Annotated in this window: 17 protein-coding genes and 1 riboswitch; of the genes, 13 read left to right on the top strand and 4 right to left on the bottom strand. The window is 48.6% G+C overall.

Annotation, left to right across the window (positions count from 1 at the left end; translation table 11 throughout):
- The first annotated feature begins 253 nt into the window (after nt 1-253).
- The 10 genes from ABIA61_RS15305 (at nt 254) to ABIA61_RS15260 (ending at nt 11075) form a co-directional block, all read left to right on the top strand.
- Nucleotides 254-1576 (top strand): ABC transporter substrate-binding protein, encoded by a 1323-nt coding sequence (locus ABIA61_RS15305; RefSeq protein WP_404580966.1) that lies wholly within the window; start codon nt 254-256, stop codon nt 1574-1576.
- Between the two features lie 67 nt (nt 1577-1643).
- On the top strand, nt 1644-2528 hold the full coding sequence (locus ABIA61_RS15300; protein WP_404519312.1) for a carbohydrate ABC transporter permease: 885 nt from the start codon (nt 1644-1646) through the stop codon (nt 2526-2528).
- A gap of 2 nt (nt 2529-2530) precedes the next feature.
- Nucleotides 2531-3364 carry a carbohydrate ABC transporter permease gene (locus tag ABIA61_RS15295; RefSeq protein ID WP_283653755.1) on the top strand — a complete coding sequence of 278 codons (834 nt, stop codon included), beginning with the start codon at nt 2531-2533 and terminating at the stop codon, nt 3362-3364.
- Nucleotides 3365-3423: 59 nt separating this feature from the next.
- Nucleotides 3424-4473 (top strand): glycoside hydrolase family 130 protein, encoded by a 1050-nt coding sequence (locus ABIA61_RS15290; RefSeq protein WP_283653754.1) that lies wholly within the window; start codon nt 3424-3426, stop codon nt 4471-4473.
- A gap of 12 nt (nt 4474-4485) precedes the next feature.
- Nucleotides 4486-5445 (top strand): acetylxylan esterase, encoded by a 960-nt coding sequence (locus ABIA61_RS15285; RefSeq protein ID WP_404580965.1) that lies wholly within the window; start codon nt 4486-4488, stop codon nt 5443-5445.
- Between the two features lie 56 nt (nt 5446-5501).
- Nucleotides 5502-5601, top strand: a riboswitch (purine riboswitch).
- A gap of 68 nt (nt 5602-5669) precedes the next feature.
- Complete coding sequence (locus tag ABIA61_RS15280) at nt 5670-6854, top strand: MFS transporter (RefSeq protein WP_283653752.1); 1185 nt, start codon at nt 5670-5672, stop codon at nt 6852-6854.
- A gap of 80 nt (nt 6855-6934) precedes the next feature.
- On the top strand, nt 6935-7078 hold the full coding sequence (locus ABIA61_RS15275; protein WP_170970742.1) for a hypothetical protein: 144 nt from the start codon (nt 6935-6937) through the stop codon (nt 7076-7078).
- Nucleotides 7079-7184: 106 nt separating this feature from the next.
- Complete coding sequence (abc-f, locus tag ABIA61_RS15270; protein WP_404580964.1) at nt 7185-9287, top strand: ribosomal protection-like ABC-F family protein; 2103 nt, start codon at nt 7185-7187, stop codon at nt 9285-9287.
- Between the two features lie 262 nt (nt 9288-9549).
- Nucleotides 9550-10278 carry an ABC transporter ATP-binding protein gene (locus ABIA61_RS15265; protein WP_283653750.1) on the top strand — a complete coding sequence of 243 codons (729 nt, stop codon included), beginning with the start codon at nt 9550-9552 and terminating at the stop codon, nt 10276-10278.
- Nucleotides 10275-11075, top strand: coding sequence for an ABC transporter permease (locus ABIA61_RS15260; protein ID WP_283653749.1), 801 nt, complete (start codon nt 10275-10277; stop codon nt 11073-11075). The genes ABIA61_RS15265 and ABIA61_RS15260 overlap by 4 nt, the downstream gene beginning before the upstream one ends.
- Before the next feature lie 94 nt (nt 11076-11169).
- On the opposite strand, the gene ABIA61_RS15255 is transcribed toward ABIA61_RS15260, so the two are convergent.
- Nucleotides 11170-12174 carry a cellulase family glycosylhydrolase gene (locus ABIA61_RS15255; protein WP_404580963.1) on the bottom strand — a complete coding sequence of 335 codons (1005 nt, stop codon included), beginning with the start codon at nt 12172-12174 and terminating at the stop codon, nt 11170-11172.
- A gap of 166 nt (nt 12175-12340) precedes the next feature.
- Between ABIA61_RS15255 and ABIA61_RS15250 the strand changes: the two genes are divergently transcribed.
- The 3 genes from ABIA61_RS15250 to ABIA61_RS15240 are packed head-to-tail and all read left to right on the top strand — an operon-like array spanning nt 12341 to nt 15280.
- Nucleotides 12341-13573 (top strand): ABC transporter substrate-binding protein, encoded by a 1233-nt coding sequence (locus ABIA61_RS15250; RefSeq protein WP_283653747.1) that lies wholly within the window; start codon nt 12341-12343, stop codon nt 13571-13573.
- A 16-nt stretch (nt 13574-13589) separates the two neighbouring features.
- Nucleotides 13590-14456 (top strand): carbohydrate ABC transporter permease, encoded by an 867-nt coding sequence (locus ABIA61_RS15245; RefSeq protein WP_404580962.1) that lies wholly within the window; start codon nt 13590-13592, stop codon nt 14454-14456.
- A complete protein-coding gene (locus ABIA61_RS15240) occupies nt 14456-15280 on the top strand; it encodes a carbohydrate ABC transporter permease (RefSeq protein ID WP_283653745.1) in 825 nt (274 codons plus the stop codon). The genes ABIA61_RS15245 and ABIA61_RS15240 overlap by 1 nt, the downstream gene beginning before the upstream one ends.
- 108 nt (nt 15281-15388) lie before the next feature.
- Here ABIA61_RS15240 and ABIA61_RS15235 read toward each other — a convergent pair whose 3' ends face one another.
- The 3 genes from ABIA61_RS15235 to ABIA61_RS15225 form a co-directional block, all read right to left on the bottom strand.
- The gene (locus ABIA61_RS15235) at nt 15389-17083 is read right to left on the bottom strand and encodes a DUF4179 domain-containing protein (protein WP_404580961.1); all 1695 of its coding nucleotides are present in this window, start codon (nt 17081-17083) and stop codon (nt 15389-15391) included.
- Nucleotides 17043-17603, bottom strand: a complete 561-nt coding sequence (locus ABIA61_RS15230; protein WP_283653743.1) for an RNA polymerase sigma factor — start codon at nt 17601-17603, stop codon at nt 17043-17045. Before ABIA61_RS15230 ends, ABIA61_RS15235 begins: the two co-directional genes overlap by 41 nt.
- Before the next feature lie 316 nt (nt 17604-17919).
- Nucleotides 17920-18927 carry an acrylyl-CoA reductase family protein gene (locus tag ABIA61_RS15225; protein ID WP_283653742.1) on the bottom strand — a complete coding sequence of 336 codons (1008 nt, stop codon included), beginning with the start codon at nt 18925-18927 and terminating at the stop codon, nt 17920-17922.
- Nucleotides 18928-19118: the final 191 nt, after the last annotated feature.

The raw sequence follows: 19118 nt of genomic DNA, 5'->3' as shown, positions 1-19118 counted from the left end.
TTCAAAGCTGTCAACTCTCCTGAAACATAACCGTTACCCCAAGGCTAATGGTTATGTTTCAGGGCAGCTATGCTGCTATTGTTATTACTCTGGGTGGGAAGCACTGTCCGAATTATATTGACATTATGAAACTTTTATAGCTCTGCTTATATATTCACAAAATAATAAAATTGACATAGTAAGCGTTATCATAATAAAATGATTTTGTTAGTTTAACGATAACCTTATTTCAAAAATCAGGAGGGGTCGTTTTATGAAGTTGTCCAAGGTTTTGGCGCCGTTACTATCGGTGCTGTTGTTAGCGGGGTTGTTTGCAGGGTGTGCCCCAAAAGGATCAGATACGCCAGCAGCCAGCTCTGATCCGAAGGATGTGGAGGGTGAAATCACGGTCATTACACAACGGACAGACATTGTGGATACGGTGTTTCAGGATTACGCCAAGGAATTTAACAAGCTTTATCCGAAGGTGAAGGTCAATTTTCAGGCATTAGCCGATTATGAGAGCCAAATTAAAATTCGGATGGGGACCAGGGATTACGGAGATGTTTTGCTTATTCCTACCAGCATTCCCATTGCAGAACTACCCGAATTTTTCGAACCACTGGGCACTTATGAGGAGATGAAAAGCAAGTATACCGGCATTGAAGAACGTATGGTGGACAATAATGTCTACGGTATTCCGGTAGCAATGACGTATTCCGGTGTGATTTATAACAAAAATGTGTTCAAGGATGCGGGGATCACGCAACTTCCTAAAACCCCGGATCAATTTTTGAAAGCGCTACAGCAGATTAAGGACAAAACCAAGGCGGTGCCGCTGTTTACGAACTATGCCTCCGGGTGGGCACTGACCCAGTGGGAAGCTGATTTGGCTACAGTGGCAGGTACGAAGGAATATGTGAATGTCACACAGCCGAATACAGACGACAATTTCACGAAGGGTCAGCCTCACTATGAGCTGTATAAGATCATGTACGATGCCGCTAAAAATGGTCTGATTGAAAAAGACCCGACCACGACGGATTGGGAGACCTCCAAGGCGGATTTGGCTCAAGGCAAAATCGGTACGATGGTACTTGGCTCCTGGGCCATTGACCAGATCAAAAGCACAGCCACCAACAAGGATGATATCGGCTTTATGCCGTTTCCGACAAATGCCTCCAAGGTGCTTGTTCCGCTGGCAGGTGATTACAACCTCGGCATTAACGTAAACAGTGAAAATAAAGCAGCGGCCCGTGCCTGGGTGGACTGGTTTACTGACAAGTCCAACTATGCTGTAGAGCAGGCGGGCAGCATCAGTCCGCTGAAGGGTGCGGAATTGCCTAACATTCTGAAGCAATACGAAGATCAAGGAGTTGTCTTTGAAACGCTCACTCCTTCGCCAAAAGGACAGGAAGGGATTGTCAATAAAATCGACACAAAGGGAGAAATCGGTTTGTGGCAGCCGGACTTCAAGAAACGCATTATTGAGGCAGCGGTCGGTAACCGCCCGGAATCGTATGACACCATTATGAAGGATCTGAACGACGCATGGGTGAAGGCGCGTGCTGAAGTGGCTGCGAAGGAAGCCAAATAGTCATCTGAACTGACGATTAGAAAGGATCGACGTAGCAGTCGATGGACGGATAGCCAGGAGGTGCAGCATGTTTAAATTTTCGAATCTCAGCTACTCCAAACAAAGAATGGCGATTATTGCAGCCTTTTCATTTATTCCGCTGGCGCTGCTGGTCACTTTTGCGTACTTGCCAGTGATCAACATGTTCAAATACAGCTTTTCGGACTGGAACGGCTATAGTAAGCGTCTTGAATATGTGGGCTTTGAAAACTATACCAAAATCTTTACCGACCCCGAGTATTTTTCGGTGTTTAAGGTCAGTCTGTATTACTTTGTCGCTACGTTTGTACAGATGGGGCTGGCCCTTTATTTTGCAACCATTCTCAGCTTTCAAACCTGGTTTAAAAATGTATTTAAGGGCATTTTATTTTTCCCTTCCCTGATGAACGGGGTGGCCATTGGTTTTATTTTTCTGTTCTTCTTCAAGCCGGACGGCACGCTGGATACACTACTTCAGGCACTGGGGCTGGGTTCGTATATCAAGCTGTGGCTGGGCAACCCGGAGATTATCAATATTTCACTGGCCGGCACGTCGATCTGGAGATACATGGGCTTTAACTTTATTGTGTTTCTCGGTGCGATTTCCTCCATATCAAGTGATCTGTATGAAGCGTCTGATATGGACGGGGCCAACCGCTGGCATCAGTTTCGGTACATTATTTTGCCGAGTATCAAGCGGATTTTGCAGCTGAATCTCATCTTGGCGATTAGCGGTGCGATCAGTGCATTCGATATTCCGTATATTATGACTGGCGGCTCCAATGGCAGTAAAACGTTCGTCATTCAGACGATTGACGTGGCGTTCAAATACAGCAAGGTCGGTCTGGCCTCGGCGCTGGCGGTTATTTTGCTGCTGATCGTGATTGTAGTTACGCTGCTGCAACGTTTGCTGATTCGGGGGGAGGAGGATTAACCGTGTATATGCTGAAAAGAACGCTGGCGAACAGCATCAAGTATGCCGCGCTTTTGCTGGGTGCGTTCGTCGCACTGCTGCCGATTGTCGTGATTTTGTTTGCTTCCTTGAAGACGAAGGCTGAATATTCGGCAACCAGTCCTCTGACTCCCCCGGTGAACTGGCTGAATTGGGCGAACTACGCCAAAGCCTTTGTGAACGGCAACATGCTGACCGGATTTGTGAACACGGCCTTTATTCTGATCATTTCGATCATCGGCGCGACGTTGACCGGCTCTATGATCGCGTATATTTTGAATCGTTTTAAATTTAAAGGCAAAAGTCTCATGCTGGGTGCGTTTTTGCTCGCAACCCTCATTCCGGGGGTAACGACACAGGTATCGACATTCCAGATTATCAACAAGCTGGAACTGTTTAACACGCCTTGGGCAGCTATTTTGCTGTATTTGGGAACCGATATTATTGCGGTGTATATTTTTCTGCAATTTCTGGATTCCATTGCGGTGGCACTGGACGAATCGGCCATGTTGGATGGTGCCTCCTATCTGACCATCTACTGGCGCATTATTTTGCCCCTGCTCAAGCCCGCCATTGTGACGGTCATTATTATCAAAGGGGTTAATATTTACAACGATTTTTACACCCCGTTTCTGTATATGCCCAAAACAAGCCTTCAGGTCATTTCGACGGCGTTGTTCAAGTTTAAAGGGCCGTATGGCTCGCAATGGGAAGTGATCAGCGCGGGTATAATCATTGCTATTATTCCGACACTTATTGCATTTTTGTCATTACAAAAATATATCTATAACGGATTCGCGCAGGGCTCAGTGAAATAGAACAACGGTTTAATAGAAAATCAAAAAATCAAGTGTCTCGGTGAGAGGAGAGCATATGTATGAGTAAATTGAATGTGGATTTGGATGTAGGTAACGTACGAATTGTGGGAGACAGTCTGCCGGAAATGCCGTGGCAGGATAAGCCTGAAGGCAGTGAGGCTCCGGTATGGAGACATACTGAGAATCCGGTCATTGGACGCAATCCGGTGCCGGGCATTGCCCGTATTTTCAACAGTGCAGTAGCTCCGTATGAGGGGCGGTTTGTGGGGGTGTTTCGGGCGGAAACGATTAATGGACGCCCGCATTTGCATCTGGGCTGGAGTGACGACGGGTTGGCTTGGGACATTGAAACGGAACGCTTGCATTTGGTCGATGAGGAAGGGGACGATTACCAGCCTAATTATGCTTACGATCCGCGTCTGGTCCGAGTGGAGGACACATATTATATCATCTGGTGTACAGATTTTTACGGTGCGGCGTTGGGGATAGCGCAAACGAAGGATTTTAAAAACTTTGTACGATTGGAAAATCCGTTCCTGCCGTTTAATCGAAACGGTGTGCTATTACCCCGCAAATTAAACGGAAACTATGTGCTGCTATCCCGTCCGAGCGACAGCGGTCATACGCCGTTCGGCGATATTTTTCTCAGTGAAAGCCCAGATCTGGTGTATTGGGGCAAGCACCGTCATGTGATGAGCAAGGGCGGACAGGGCTGGTGGCAATCAGTGAAGATTGGCGGCGGACCGGCTCCGATCGAGACGACCGAGGGCTGGCTCATGTTCTACCACGGAGTGACGGGCACGTGCAATGGACTGGTATACAGCATGGGGGTAGCCGTTCTTGACCTGGATGACCCATCTAAGGTTAAATATCGTTCCTCCAATTTCGTGCTGACCCCGGAGGAATGGTACGAGGAACGTGGCTTTGTGCCAAACGTAGTGTTCCCGTGTGCTACGCTGCATGATGCCGACACCGGACGGATCGCGATCTATTATGGAGCCGCTGACACGTATGTAGGTGTCGCATACACGACAGTATCCGACATGATGAAGTATGTCATCGCAACGGATGAAGTGGTTGCAGACGACCATGAGTTGGGCCGGATGTAGGAGGGGACCTGAATGCCGGAGGACATGTCTTTACAGCAATTGCAGTCGTATATGGGCAGTAGCCCGAAGCCGCCGGATTTTGATGCGTACTGGGAACGGGCGCTACAGGAGCTGGAGCGGCAGCCGCTGGATTATATGCTGGAGCCAGCCGATTTTGTCTCTCCGCTGGTGGAGTGCTTTCATCTGTATTTTATAGGGGTAGGCGGAGCGAAGGTTCATGGAAAGCTCGTCCGACCCAAGCATAGTACGGAAAGAGGTCCTGCTTTAGCGATGTTTCACGGATATTCTTGTGACAGCGGCGATTGGTTCGATAAAGTGAGCTATGCCGCACACGGGTTCACCGTGCTGGCCATGGATTGCCGGGGGCAAGGCGGGCTGTCCGAGGACAACTTGCAGGTTCAGGGAACGACGATTCGCGGACATATCATCCGGGGGATCGACGACCCGAGCCCGGATCGGCTCTATTACCGCAATGTATTTTTGGATACCGTGCAGACGGTGCGCATTCTGATGTCAATGGAGCAGGTAGACCCTAATCGAATCGGCGCATTCGGCTGCTCCCAAGGGGGAGCATTGACGGTTGCCTGCACAGCATTGGAGCCACGTGTACGTGTAGCGGTTCCGGTATATCCTTTCCTGTCGGACTATAAAAGAGCTTGGGCGCTGGATGCCACCACGTCTGCATATGAGGAGCTGGTGTATTATTTTCGCTGGTTCGATCCGAATCATGTGCGCGAGGAAGAGTTATTTCACCGATTAGGCTACATCGACATTCAACATTTGGCAGATCGTATTCGTGGTCGGGTGCTATTTGTGACGGGGCTGTCGGATACGATCTGCCCACCTTCCACACAATATGCGGTGTACAATAAAATCGCGTCGGACAAGGAAATGCTCCTGTATCACGAATACGGCCATGAATACTTACCATATCTGTCGGATCACGCCATGAGCGAATTTTTACAGCTTTAGGGGGTTGAACTTCGGGTTAGGCTCCTTTATAGTAATGTCTATAACCTTCGTGATGCGTGATCAATGAATGTCCCATTTGTATAACCTCAATAATATGGTTTGAGGGTCTCTACCAGGAACCGATAAATCCTGATTACAAAAAGTGTACGTCTTGTACATTTCTTGTGGTCAGGATTTTTTTGCGTATATCGAGGGATTTACATGACAGCAAAGGAGCTTATGTAATGAACTTTAAAGTAGTTATCTTAACGATTGCGACCTTTACGGTGGGACTGGTGGAGTTAATTATCGGCGGCGTCCTGCCCCAAATTGCGCAGGATTTGAATGTCTCCGTAAGCACGGCTGGACAGCTTATTATGATCTATGCACTTGTCTATGCTATCGCCGGGCCGACATTATTGGCGCTGACCGCCAGAATTGAACGAAAACGGCTGTATTTATGGTCGATGTTTATTTTTATTCTGGGAAGCCTGTTGGCCTTCTGGAGTCCGAATTATGCAGTCTTATTTATATCCCGTATCGTTACCGCCGCAAGTGGATCGCTGATTGTGACGTTATCGCTGACGATTGCCGTCAAAGTGGTGTCCAAGGCTTATCAGGCGCGGGTTCTTGGTGTGATCTCCATGGGGGTTAGCTCGTCCATCGTGCTAGGTATTCCAGCCGGGGTGCTGATTGGAAATGCGTTTGGCTGGCGGGTGCTGTTCCTGATTATCGCTGTATTGACGGTAGTTGCTATGCTCGTCATGAACTTGTTTATGGAGCGGATTCCGACGGAACATGTCGTGCCGATGCGCGAGCAACTGAAATCCTTGAAAAATGTGAAGGTGATTAGTGCGCATCTGGTGACTACGCTAACGTTGGCGGGTCATTACACACTGTATGCGTATTTCACTCCATTTATGGAGAATATGATGGGCTTGAACGCATCGTGGATTAGTGTCGCCTATTTTGTATTTGGACTTTCGGCTGTTGGGGGCGGTTTTATTGGCGGCTCTTTGGCGGATCGTTTTGGCACAGCGAAGAGTATTTTGATCATTGTGGGCGTATTTATCGCCGTGATGTTCTTGCTGCCATTCTCGGTTCACTCGATGTATGTATTTGCGCCGTTGCTGATCATCTGGGGAATATTGAGCTGGGCCTTGTCCCCGCCGATGCAGAGCTATCTCATCGAAAATGCCCCCGAATCAGGAAGTATTCAGCAAAGCTTCAATTTCTCTGCTCTCCAGATCGGGATTGCTCTCGGTTCAGCCTTGGGCGGTGCGGTAATTGAGAATAGTGAATCGGTTGCCACGAATGCATGGGTAGGCGGGGCTTTTGTGATTGTTGCTTTTGTATGTGGCGTATTTTCGATTACGAGAACCGGAGCATCGCAAGCCGTCAGAGGGCACGGGCACCAATCCATTTTATAGCTCGATACGGCATTCTCCTCTTTTATAAGGAGAGAAACTATGTTATACTACACGCAATTATGAAGAAGGAGGTGAGGTAGGTGAATCACGAGATGCTGAACAACCGTATTAGCCAGCTGCCGATTGCTATGGCTGGCATTATGCATACTTTTCCGTACAACGGGAGAAGTCTGTCCAATTTTAATCATACGGTTGTAAACATCGCGAGAAGACGCCTACCTTAACTCGAACGGATTGCTGTATCATCCAAAGAGTCGCGGGCTACTAGCTCCTGCGGCTCTTTTTGTGTTGCGCGGGTAAGGGTCTTCCTAAATAAAGGAGAGCCTGAACATGTATATCGTGAACGGTCAACAGTTGAAAAAATACCAAGGTGCCAATCTGATTCTGGACAGTGCATCGTTTGATATTCATACGGGGGAAAAGGTGGGACTCATCGGCCGCAACGGAAGCGGTAAAACCACCCTATTACGCCTAATCGCACGTTTGTCCCGCCCGGATGAAGGGCAGCTCGTCATCGCCAAGGATACGAAAATCGGCTATTTGCCGCAAATCCCGGCGGAGTTTGAACACTTGAGCGTGTATGAAACGCTGGCTTACGCCTATCGTGAGCTGAAGGATTGCCGCAATCAGATGAGCGAGCTGGAGCGTGAAATGTCCGATCCGGTAGTAGCTGCGGATGCAGATCGTTTGGAGAAGCTGCTGCAATCGTATGCCGCCTTGCAGGAACGGTTTGAGCGAAGCGGCGGCTATGAAATGGATGCGAATATCGATCAGGTAGCCGACGGGCTGCGTATCCCCAAAGCCATGTATACGCGCAGCTTTGGTTCGTTGTCCGGCGGGGAGAAAACGAAAATTGCACTCGCGTCCCAGTTGATTGGACGACCGGATCTGTTGCTGCTGGATGAGCCGACCAACCACTTGGATTTAAAAGGTCTGGAATGGCTGGAGCAATTTTTACAAGCCTATACGGGCGCGTGTGTTGTTGTATCACATGATCGTTATTTTCTGGATCGCGTTGCCGTCAAGATGATTGAGCTGGAGGATGGCGAGGCGTTTACGTATTATGCAAACTACAGTGGCTACGTCAAGGAGAAGGAAGAACGGCTGCTGCTGCAATTCGAGGACTACAAGGAACAGCAAAAGCGGATCAAGAAGATGAAAGAGGCCATTCGGCGTTTTGAAGAGTGGGGACGCAATGGGGATAACGAAAAGTTTTTTAAAAAAGCGAACTCGATCCGTAAAGCATTAGAGCGCATGGAGCTGGTGAAGCGGCCTGTACTGGACCCGCAAGGGGCTGAGTTTAATTTGAGACTGGAGGACCGTTCGGGCCGACGCGTGCTGCATTTCGAAGAAATGGCCAAAGCCTACGGGGAGCGCCAGATATTAAAAGGGGCTACAGGCAGTCTGGAGTTTGGTGAAAAGGTGGCGCTGCTGGGAGATAACGGTTCGGGAAAAACGACGCTGCTCAAGCTGCTGCTCGGTCAGGAGAGTGCGGATGCAGGCATGGTGCAATGGGGCGCACGCGTGGAGTATGGATATTTGGCGCAGCAGGAAAGAGAGCGGGACAGTCGTGCGACCGTGCTTGTGTACTTCAAGGAAGAAGCGGGTGTGGAGGAAGGCGAGGCACGAGGGCTGCTGGCGAAGTATTTGTTCTACGGAGCAGATGTGTTTAAGCCTGTTAGCATGCTGTCCGGTGGAGAATGGTCCCGCTTGCGGCTGGCGTTGCTGGTCATGAAAAAGCCGAACTTGCTGGTGCTGGATGAGCCGACCAACCATTTGGACATCGACTCACGCGAGGCGCTGGAGGAAGCGCTGGACAGTTACACGGGAACCGTGCTGGCGATTTCGCACGACCGTTATTTTGTGAACAAGCTGGCTGGGCGCGTCTGGGAGCTGGAGGACGGAAAGCTGGCCTCTTATCTGGGCGGCTTCGATGAATACCAGGCGAAGAAGCGGGAACTGGAACACGCCCGCTTCCTGAGCACAGGAGATGCCGGGGCACGCACGGCATCCGGAAGCAGAGCCGCTGCAGGTGGCGGCTCTGGCTTGGGCGGGGCTGCATCTGTCAGTGCAGCCAGCAACAGAACGTCTTCGGCTGCGCGGACAGGAGCGCCTGCCGAAGACGATGCGAGCCGCACGCGTCCGGGTGCGGCAGGTCGTTTAGACACGCCCGCCGCAGGGGGCGGGTCGTCCGCTGGCACGGGGGCACGCGGAGCGAAGGCCGCGAAGCCGTCCCGCACGCCCGCCGTATCCAGCGAGCGGCTGGAGCAGGCGATTGCCGCCAAGGAAGTGGAATTGGCGGCGGCGGATGCCGAGCTGGAGCAGCTTGGCACAAGCAGCGACACGATGCGCATGGCGGAGCTGTGGGACGCGCGTGAACGACTGCAAGCGGAGCTGGACACGCTGCTCGGCGAGTGGATTGAACTGGAGTAGTTGACAGGCTAGTTACTAAATAGACAACGGTTTATTTTATATAGAGGGTGGCCCTGAGGTAGAACGTTTACTGAAGGGCTACCCTCATCATTTTATTTTACATAAAGAAAGTTGTTTACATTTCGCAACATGTGATATTTTTTAATCTGTACCTTAATATGAGTCACTGTTAAGTGAAGTTTATGTTGTCAATAAAGATCTTACATATCAAATGTACACGTCGGAACTATTTTGTGATTTGCTTGTGAATGGAGGGAATAGTATGTCGGACTCCTTACTGGAGGTCAGTCAGGTAACGAAAAAAATGGGAAAAAGGAATTTGTTAGATCGTGTTTCATTTAAGCTTCAGGAAGGAAAGATATATGGATTCATCGGACCTAATGGAGCTGGTAAAACCACAATGATGCGAATCATGACCGGACTGATGCAGCCAACCAGCGGCTCTGTAAAGATAGCTTCATATGATGTACAGACGGATCGGGAAAAGGCGCTGTCCAAGGTGGGTGCTATTATTGAATCTCCGGTCTTTTTTGATTATATGACAGGCAGGCAGGTTTTACGAAATTTGTCACGGTTGCACTCTGAGATTGCACCCTCAGATCGGGAGATACATATTGAAGAGTTGCTTACAAAGGTAAGACTGGAAACACGGGGGGATGACAAGGTGAAAACCTATTCGCTGGGTATGAAGCAAAGGCTCGGGATTGCGCAGTCTATGCTGGGGGCTCCAGAGCTTCTATTGCTAGATGAACCGTCAAACGGCCTTGACCCTATGGGGATGCGAGAGCTGAGAGATATTGTGCTTCGTCTGCGTGATTCAGCGAATTATGCCTTTTTTATTTCAAGTCACTTGCTGGATGAGTTGCAGCAAATGTGTGACGAACTGATTGTAATTAAAGAAGGGACACTAGTTTGGAAGGGGCCCGCTGATCAACTGGTTGAGGACGGCCAACGTCTGGAGGATGCTTTTATGGGATTAATGGGACTATGAAGCTATTAATATACAGCGAGTTCGAGCGATTATGGAGACGAAAGTGGTTCTGGCTCATGGTTTTATGTACACCGATGCTAGCCTGTTCGACAGGAGTATATTTTTTGCGCACGATGAAGGTTCCTGTAGAGGTATTATCCTTAAACTTTGTCGTTACTGGTCTGCGTGAGAATTTGTTTTTAGCATGCAATATAGCTGTGGCTGCTTTAGCTGCTGCTGTATACACTGAGGAATTTCGAAGCGGGCAACTGCGTTTGTTATTTATGCGCCGATTTACCCGCGGTCAGATTTTCTGGAGTAAGCTGCTGGTTTTGAATGCTTCTATCTTGCTTCTTCTCATTGCATTTGCAGTATCCTCGCAGGTGATCGTTGAAGTATGGACTCTTTCATATGATGTAAGTGATGCGGGGCTGTCCGGATCTCAAGGACTGCAGATGCTTGAATACTATGGTTGGGCGCTTGCCTCATTAGTAGCAATAAGCTCCTTCTACTGCTTCGTCGCTATGTACAGCAAGAGTGTAACGTATGCCATCGGTGTTTGTATGGTATATAATCTGGGCTCTCTGTTGTTTGATTCGTTGTACTTAAAATGGGCCTCTTTTGTTTCTCATATCCCATACTTATACAACGTAATCACGTTTATGATTATTCCGTATATGCAGCATATAGGATTAGATAGATCTTTAATGGGGAATTTGTCCGTGAATGGAGCAATTGTCACCGTTGTTAGTCTATATCTTATTTTTTTTACTTGGGGCGCATATCGCCGTTTTGTGACCGATGATTATCTGTATTAGGGGGATTTCTCCATATAAAAGTGGAAAAGATCCAATCGACCGCTTGAGGGTCAGTTGGATCTTATTTAACACTAATTCCTCCCGAGACTCTACCTCAGTACACCGAAGCTGTCTTCGAAGTGTTCTTGATACCGTTGGCATCGTTCAATATGATATTGCCCCATGCCGTCGGCGTTTTCCAGTCGCTGCTGTTCACAAGGTCAAGCCATGCGTTCTCGCTGTTGTTGCCCGTCCAGGACCAGGCCAGATAGCCGATGCCTTTGGCTTGGGATTGCTTCATGACCTCATAAGGGTTCACGGTGGTACCCAGATTGTTGTTGCCATTGTTGTAGTTGTAGCCAAATTCGCCCACGATGACAGCCAGCCCCTTATCTTTCATAGCTTGCAGCTCGGAGCCGATCTTGCTGGAATCATTGTAGTTGGCGTACATATGGACGGAGAACAGCAAATTATGGTTGGGATCATGCTGTAATAGCTCAATGCCATGGGCTTTAATCGGGGAAGCATATTGTCCCCAACCGGAGCCGTCGATCACAATCGTATTCGGCAAGCCTGCGTTGCGCAGTGTGGTGATCGCCGTTTTGTAAGCGTCCCGCCATGCGGCATCGAACAGGTTATGGTCGCCCCATTCATTCGCGATATTCACGAGGACATACTTTTGGTTATCGGCCAGTACTTTTTTCACCGCTGGATCAGCGAAATAACGGGCCATATCGTTCAAACGATTGGCATCATTGCTGCCCGTAACATCGTGCAGTTCAACGACAGAGATCAGCTTGAGCTGTTTGGCGCGGTTGATAATTTCCTCCAGTCTTTGTGCTGATCCATTCGTTTGCCACACAATTCGAACGGTGTTGGACTTCGTCGCCGCAATGGTATCCAATGCCTGATAGGCTTGTGTATCAAACCAGATATGAGGGTTATTCACTCCACGCATGACAAAGGTATTTCCGTTCGCATCCTTCAGACTGGTTCCGCTTACATAAAACCCCGAGGCTGCAAACGATCTACCTCCATTCAACAAACCCATGCTGGAAAAAAGCAGCAACACTACAGCGAATACCAGTACCTTTTTGCCATTTAACCGCCAATCTCCCACAAACAAACGCCTCCTCCTCTATAGTCAAGTTAATCCTATGTTGAAAATGGATACATATTACACCAATTGTGATGTTGGAATGGCATATCGTTTCTTTTACATAGAGTTCGGGTATTAATTGTCTGGTCGCGCAATAGATTGACATAGGGGAAAAGGAGGTATGAGTATGTGGAAATGGGGCAAGAGGCTGTCAATACTAGCTTCGGTACTTCTAATGGCGATTATTGTAAGCGCATGCAATAAGGATGATGCGTCAGGTAAAGTGAAGATTGAATTTTTCCAGAACAAGCCGGAGGCCAAGGGTTCCTTCGATAAACTGATCTCCCGATTCAATCAGGAGCATCCTGGTATTGAAGTGACACAGGTGAATCCGCCAGAGGCAGAGACGGTGTTATTGACCCGAGTGGTTAAAAATGATGTACCTGACATTGTAGGGCTCGGGGCTACCGACACCTATTCCATTTTGGCGCAGAGCGGTATTTTTACGGAATTGGCGAATACGGATCTGCCGCATACCGTGGACCCCATCTACCTCAAAATGCTCAAGGATGTGACCGGGGCCGATCCGGTGTACGGAATTCCTTACGCTGCCAATGCGAATGGTGTGATGTACAACAAAACACTTTTTAAGGAAATGGGATTACAGGTGCCCAAAACGTGGGATGAGCTGATCCTAACGGTACAAAAGATCAAGGCCGCAGGCAAAATCCCGTTCTATTTTACATATAAAGATGATTGGCAGACGAACCTTCCCTTTAATGCACTTGGTCCGAATCTGGTGGGCATTGATTTTTTCCTGCAACGACGTGCAAATCAGGTCACCTTTCAGGACAAGTACCGCAAGGTTGCGGAAAAGCAGCTGGAGCTGCTGAAATATGGACATGGCGATAATTTTGGCAAAAACTATGCGGACGGGAACCGTGCCTTTGCTAATGGACAGGGGTTTATGTACATCCAGGGCTCATGGGCGATATCTGAAATCCGCAAGGCGAACCCGAAGGTGGAGCTTGGGTTCTTCCCGTTACCAACAGGGAACGATGAACAGGCGGTCAAGCTGGTGTCTGGTATAGATACACTGTTAGCCGTTTCGGAGAGCACTCCGCATAAAAAAGAGGCCGAGGAGTTCATTGCCTTCCTGCTGAAGCCGGAGAACAGCAAGCAGTACATTACAGAGCAGACGCTGTTTTCAGCGGTGAAGGGAGTCACGCAGGATGATCCGAGTGTAGCGGAGCTGCTGCCGTATTTTAAATCCGGGCGTGTCATTGATTTTGCCGATCATTATATTCCGAAAGCCGTACAGTTAAACTCCATTGTGCAGGCCTTCCTGCAAAACGGAGACATCGACGCTTATTTGGCGAAGCTGGACAGTGAATGGAATAAGGTAGCTAACCGCCGATAGGGGAGGAGGATAAGACATGAATAAGCGACTAACGGCTTTCTATTGGATGACCATGCCGGCTGTCCTGTTGTTTTTTATATTTTTGACATTGCCTGCTTTGCAGGGCTTTTATTATTCGCTCACGAACTGGAACGGCTTTGGTCATCAATATCACTTTGTCGGGTTCAAAAACTATGTCAACCTGTTTCAGGACGATAATGTGGGGAACGCATACTGGTTTACCTTCAAGTTTGCCATTGTGGTCACGATTGCGATTAACGTCCTTAGTTTGCTAATTGCGCTGGGGCTGAATGCTAAAATACGGTTCCGTAACTTTTTCCGGGGTATTTATTTTTTGCCTAATATTTTGAGCGTGCTGATTGTCGGGTACATATTCAATTACTTGTTTTCGAACGTGTTTACGATTTGGGGGCAAAATTTAGGCATTACCTTTTTATCGACCAACATTTTGGGCAGCGAACAGTTGGCTTGGGTGGGGGTTGTGATCGTAGCCGCATGGCAGGGCATTGCCTTCAATACGATTCTCTATCTGGCCGGGCTGCAAACCATCCCGACAAGTCTGTACGAGGCATCCAATCTGGACGGTGCAGGCAAATGGCGTGAATTCTGGAGTATTACGTTTCCGCTGATTGCCCCGTTTTTTACGATCAATATGGTATTGGCGATGAAAAATTCCCTCATGGTGTTCGACCAAATCGTGGCCTTGACGAACGGTGGACCGGGGCGGGCGACACAGTCGATATCACACTTGATCTATACAGGGGGCTTTAGAGGCGGGGAGTTTGCTTATCAGTCGGCTAACTCTGTCATTTATTTTATTGTGATTGCGATGATTTCCATCTTGCAGCTACGATTCCTCCAGAGAAGGGAGATGGATAACTGATGAAAATGAGCAGACATACCAACTGGCCTGCACTGCTTCTGGTGACGTTGGGAACGATATTTATCCTGTTTCCCCTCTATATGACGGTGACGATTGCGCTTAAAAATCCTGAGCAGATGGCGCATTCTGCCTTTGCTTTTCCGACCGAGCTGCATTGGGAAAATTTTAGTCGTGCGGTGGAAATGACCAACTTTTTCAGCGCTTTTCAAAATAGTGTGATGGTCACGACATCAACGGTAGTGCTGACGCTGTTGACCAATTCCATGGTCGCTTATGCAATTTCGCGTAATATGCAGCGGCGCTTTTTTAAAGGATTATATTTTTACTTTGTGAGCGCCATGTTCATTCCGTTCCCGATCATCATGCTGCCGATTGTTAAATTGGCCTCGGGACTTCATATGACCAATCTGTTTGGTCTGATTATGCTGCATACGGTGTACGGGCTGGCGTTTAATGTGTTCGTCTATGTCGGCTATATCCGTTCCATTCCGGTGGCGCTGGAAGAGGCGGCTACAGTAGACGGGGCGACGACATGGGGCACGTTCTGGCGAATTATTTTTCCGTTGATGGCACCAATTAGTGCTACCGTTGGGATACTCACCTGCCTGTCCACCTATAACGACTTTCTGCTGCCGCTCATTATTATCAGCGATCCGGAGCAGTATACGTTGCCGCTCGTTCAGTATGTGTTCCAGGGGCAGTTTAATACAGACTTCAATCTGGCCTTTGCCTCGTACCTGATGGCCTTGCTGCCAATGATTATCGTCTATTTTATTGCACAAAAATGGATCATCAACGGCGTTACGCAAGGCTCCGTGAAGTAAGTGAGAATAGAATAACTCCAACCACATCGCAGCTTACTGGGAAAAATAAAGGTGTCCCATATACCGCAGCTCACACAGGTATATGGGACACCCTTTTTTATAGTATTGCTATTTAGATGCTTCGCTTTGAGTCGTCAGAGGCTGTAAGGGTACAGTAATCTCTGCTTCTGGTTCGTCTGTTGTATAGAAGAACATATAGATAGAAGCCTCGGTTCCCTTGAAATTCTTATAGACATCAACCGCTTTGTTATTGCCGTCCCCTGTAAAATTAGCCGAGATCGGTTTACCCAAAATCCGTTCTTTACCCAGGCCAATATGAGTCTGGTTGATCCCGCCAAAACGAGCGTCCTTGCTTTCAGTTTCTACGAACAAGTCCGCCCCTTGCTTGTAGTAGGTCCACTTCACAGGATAACCGCCGATTTGTGTAGTTAGCGTCTGTTTTTGTTCAGAAATATCCTTTAAACGCTGTGGCGTTTTGTCATCCGAATGGATCGTAACCTTATATTTCCCTGTAAACGTAATCGGTGTATCCTTGGCAATCACAAGATCGGAGGGTCGTTCAAAACGGAGGGTGGTCAGATCAGGAGTGCTACTGGGTGATGACCATTTGTTACCCTCCAACGTTTTACCGTTTACGGAAAGGAAGTATTTTTGATAAGGTATATCGGCGAATTTCTTCTTGCCTCTGATCGTGAGACGGATTTGCGTAGGTGTGACAACCATCTGTTCCATTATGAAATTCGGATTTCCTTTCTCCAAAGGAATATTCAGGACGGTTTTAATGGTTCCGCTCTCCATTTGTTTTTTGCTAAGATGGAGATCAAAATTTATCGGTTCATCTATACTTTTCTCGGTTTTGGCATATTGCAGCTTGTAAGTAATTTGCCCTTCCGGTACATGTTCTCGGATAAAATATTGCTGTGCTGTATACTCCCCGTTATCTCCGGGTTTGCCAAAAGCCCCTCCAGGCTGCGACATCACAGGCTCTCCGCCTTTGTAGGCAATGATTTGCGGATTATCCCATCTCTTGGGTATCGACGAATCGAAGGTAATCGCCGAGGACAGCAACAGTTTATCCTTCCCTTGTTCAAATACCTGCACCTTCATATCTTGTAAACCGTCACGATCCAGTGTGAAAGTTTGTATTTTGGGAGATTGGGTATCAAGCGGTAAATCCAACTCCTGTATGCTGTCAAGCTCTACATGTTCTACGGTCAGCCGCATGTTCTCTGTGTCCTGCTGCGGTGTCCAGTCACTTTCAAAGTACCCGTTGTACCGTTGATTTTTCGGGTCCCATTGTTGAAAGTTATACTCCCCTTCACTGTTTTTCCCCGTGGCGTTTTTAAGCGTTATGCCTTTGACATTCCAAAACTCGTTGTCTTTACTTTTTGCCACATTCAAGCTGTACAGGATCACGGTCCGGTTCTCATCCACAATAGCCGTATGCAGCGTCAGTTTCACTCCATCTCTGGTGATGGACTGCTCTAGTGGCTGCCCAAGGTCTTGATTTAGTGCCGTCTGAATGCCGCTTCTTCCGTGTAGCAAATTGTCCCAATTATAATGGATGGCGGCATAGACGGGAACAGCAATGAGAAGTGCGCTCAGAGAAGCAGCGATAGCTATTTTGCGCCAATTTCTGTTTCGGCGTGGAGTAACTGATTCGACTGAATCGTAAGCATTTGTTAAAGTGGAGGCAGCCTGTCCTGCCTGTTCCATCCGATCCCACATCTTCTCGAAGTCAGGATAGGCAACTCCCGAATCATCATTTAATTTGCGCTTCAATGCCTGTTCTACTTTTTTCATAGTTCTCTCCTTCCAGCTCGGGAATCTGTGCGCCTGTATCCCTCAGTATTCGCTCCATTAGCCGAAGCCCTTTGTGTGTCCTTGATTTGACGGTTCCCAGCGGGATTGTCAGCAACTCGGATATTTCCGCCAGCGTGAAATCATGCATATATCGGAGTGTTAGCACAGCGCGGATTTTGGCCGGAAGACGATTCATATAAACAGCCCATTCCTCTGCGGATTCGCGGTCCTCCACCAGCCTGTCTACGGGCTTGCTTTCGGTCCCGGTGAATAAATAGGGATTAGCCGACACCTTCATATGCAAGCTGTTTCGGCGTTTAAGGTAATTCAGACAATGGTTTACTGTAATTTTCATAATCCAGGCCTTTAGGTGTTCGATATGTTCGCGATTGCTGCGAAACAAAGTGATAAACACTTCCTGAGTTAAATCTTCTGCATCCGATGCATTATGTACCATATAGTAGCAGGTCCGGTATACATCCCGTTGATACAGATCAAACAAATCTCGATTGCTCTCCAATATGTGCCCTCCTTTCCTGTGCAGGTTACCTATATAACAACTGCCGCTCCAAAAAGGTTCATTTGTTGTGAAAATTAAACGTCTGCGTCGATGTATTTCGCTTTTCTTCAAATGTACCATGTTTTTTTTGTGCCATTATTTTCAGGTTGCTTGCTCATCCGTTAATGATGTAATGGTAAAACGCAAAAGAAGCCTGTAAATCTCAAAAACTGCAGATTTACAGGCTTCTTATATTTTCCGAAGTTTTAGACACGAAGGAATGAACAGTCCTTTACGCGGAAGTACATTGACGGGCAGCGTGCGGATATACTTCCGCTTAGTCAGCCAGCCGCACGAGCGTTCTGCCCTGTGAGCGGGCCGCCAGGATGTCCTCCAGCGCGTTTGGAAGGTCAGCCAGCCCGATTTCGCGCTCGACAAGCTGCTCCAGTTGTTTCGGCTTCCAGTCGCTGCCGAGCCGCTTCCAGATCGCTACGCGTGTTTCATAAGGGCAGAAGACGGAGTCTATGCCCAGCAGGCTGACACCGCGCAAGATAAACGGCAGCACCGTGGTAGGCAGCTTGGTGCCCGCCGTCAGACCGCTCACGGCAACGGAGCCGTTGTAGGCGATCTGGCTGAGCAGCGAAGCGAGCGGCTTTCCGCCTACGGGATCAATAGCCGCTTGCCAGAGCTGCTTGCCCAGCGGGCGGATGCTCTCCGCGCCGTCGTAGACCTCATCGCGGGAGATCAGCTCAGCCGCTCCGAGCGCCTTGAGGTAGTCGTGCGCCTCGGCTTTGCCGCTACTGGCTACAACATGGTAGCCCCTATTGCCCAGCAGTGCAATCGCGGCTCCGCCTACGCCCCCCGTTGCTCCGGTGACGAGCACCTTGCCCTGATCCGGCGTAACGCCGTTTTGCTCCAGCCGATGCAACGACAGGGCCGCGGTAAAGCCGGCTGTCCCATAAATCATGGCTTCTCTTGGCGTAAGTCCGTCTGGAAGAGGAACCACCCAGTCCGCAGGCACACGCGCATATTCGCTGAATCCCCCGAATTGAGACACACCGAATCCGTATCCGGTAACGAGAACGGCTTGTCCTTCGCTGAAACGGCTATCCTCCGAAGAGACGACGGTTCCCGAGCAATCTATGCCGGGCACGAACGGATAGGCTTTGACAATATTGCCATCCTTGCGGGCGGCAAGCCCGTCTTTATAATTGATGCTGGAATAAGCGACACGAATCAATACTTCTCCAGCAGGTAAACTGCCAGTTTCCAGAGAGCGTACCTCTGCTTGAACTTCACCGTCCTGCGTCTGATCAACGACAAGGGCTTGAAATGATTGAGTCATTTGTAAAAGCCTCCTTTATTGCAATATAAGCCTTTGATGGCGGAACATTTTAGTATACTTCACAAATCGTGCATAAGCAGTATACAACCATCCGCGCAGCCTGTCAGCGGCAATGCTCACAGGCCCATATTCTATTTTACCCTTCTGCGTTTCAATAAAGTTCGATAATCAGTTGTGAAGAAGGTGATAAA

It is taken from the genome of Paenibacillus sp. RC21 (assembly GCF_044907935.1).
Taxonomy (GTDB): Bacteria; Bacillota; Bacilli; order Paenibacillales; family Paenibacillaceae; genus Paenibacillus; species Paenibacillus terrae_A.
The sequence above is the reverse complement of the archived record's forward strand: the minus strand, read 5'-3'. Positions and strand labels throughout refer to the sequence as shown.